Source organism: Mesorhizobium sp. M7A.F.Ca.CA.002.15.2.1 (assembly GCF_003998715.1).
Lineage (GTDB): Bacteria > Pseudomonadota > Alphaproteobacteria > Rhizobiales > Rhizobiaceae > Mesorhizobium > Mesorhizobium ciceri.
The window spans coordinates 1-1,381 of sequence record NZ_RZPI01000984.1 but is presented as its reverse complement, the minus strand read 5'-3'; the positions used below and the strand labels follow the sequence as shown (position 1 = coordinate 1,381).

At 66.2% G+C, this 1,381-nt stretch carries 2 protein-coding genes; one reads left to right on the top strand and one right to left on the bottom strand.

Annotated elements, in window-relative coordinates; translation table 11 throughout:
- Positions 1–648 (bottom strand): DNA gyrase modulator (locus ENZ74_RS31805; RefSeq protein ID WP_281059755.1); only part of this gene is annotated, 648 nt, incomplete at its 3' end.
- A 166-nt stretch (positions 649–814) separates the two neighbouring features.
- On the opposite strand from ENZ74_RS31805, the gene ENZ74_RS31800 reads away from it, so the two are divergent.
- Positions 815–1,231 carry a VOC family protein gene (locus tag ENZ74_RS31800; protein WP_013532348.1) on the top strand — a complete coding sequence of 139 codons (417 nt, stop codon included), beginning with the start codon at positions 815–817 and terminating at the stop codon, positions 1,229–1,231.
- Positions 1,232–1,381: the final 150 nt, after the last annotated feature.

Genomic DNA, 1,381 nt, shown 5'->3' with positions numbered 1-1,381 from the left:
GGCCTTGCGGCCGAGGTCCTCGGGCGCATCGAGATCTGCAAAATGCTGGCGCGAGGAGAATTCATAGTCGCGCTCCATGCCGGTGCCCTCGCCGGCGATAACGCTGGCCGAGCGCGAAAAACGCGAGCCGACATAGTGGCCGAGGAAGCCGTGCGAGGTGGCCAGCACCAGGCCGCCCAGCCCGGCACCGGCGCTGGCGCCGGCCGAATTGGTCACGCCCTTGACGGCAAGCGCTGCCGCTTCCGCCGCCAATGCGGCTTCCTTCAACTGGTCTGCCGACACTTCGGTGGCGTCGAACAGGTCGAGATCGCGCGTCTGTTTGGCGAGCAATGCCGGATCGGCCAGCCCTTGATAGGGATCCTGCGGCGACACTTTCGCCATCGCCACGGCGCGCTCGGCCAGCGTTTTCGGGTCGGACGCCGCTGTCGCCGAGACACTCGCCACGCGGCCGCCGACGAAAACGCGCAGCGCCACATCCTCGCTTTCGGAAGCTTCGGTAGCCTCGACCTTGCCGAGACGCACCGACACACCGGTCGAGCGGCCGCGCACGGCCACCGCGTCGGCGGCATCGGCGCCGGCCTTTTTGGCAGCCTCGACCAGGGCCGCGACGCGGTCGGTCAATTTTGCTGCGTCTGATATGTCGGTCATGCCTGAAATCCTGCTGGTGCGGCCGGTGTGCGGCCGTTGCCCACCCATCTATTGTTCCGGTCCGGCTTGTGCAATGGCATAGGCTTCAATCAAAATGCAGGGCGGACGGTTCAAACCGCGAACCCTGTGACGCAAAATCGGTTCGCAGCCTGCACGGAGCATTTCGATGACGCCTTTCCATCTCGCCTTCCCGGTCCGTGATCTCGATGAAACCCGCGTTTTCTATGGCGAGGTGCTGGGCTGCGCGATCGGCCGCTCGTCAGCGACCTGGGTCGACTTCGACCTCTACGGTCACCAGATGTCGGCGCATCTGCGGCCGCAGGCCGCACAGGCCCCCAGCGACGGCAAGGTCGACGGCATTGTCGTGCCGATCCCGCATTTCGGCGCGGTGCTCTTGATGGACGACTGGCAGCGCCTGGCGACACGGCTGGAGGCGCGCGACGACATCGACTGGCTGGAACGGCCGATGGTCCGCTTCAAGGGCGAGCCCGGCGAACAGGCAACGCTGTTCATCCGCGACCCCTCGGGCAATGCCTTGGAATTCAAGGGCTTTCGCTCGCTGGAGCAGGTTTTCGCGCACTAGCTCAGATCGAGGGCATCCATCGATCAACGGCCGAAACGGCCCGCCGCGAAAGGTGCGAGCCGAGCCGGATCGCCGCGTCCGCCGATCAAGTCGGCGACCAGCCGCGCGGTGATCGGAGCCAGCGTCAGGCCGAGATGGCCGTGCCCGAAA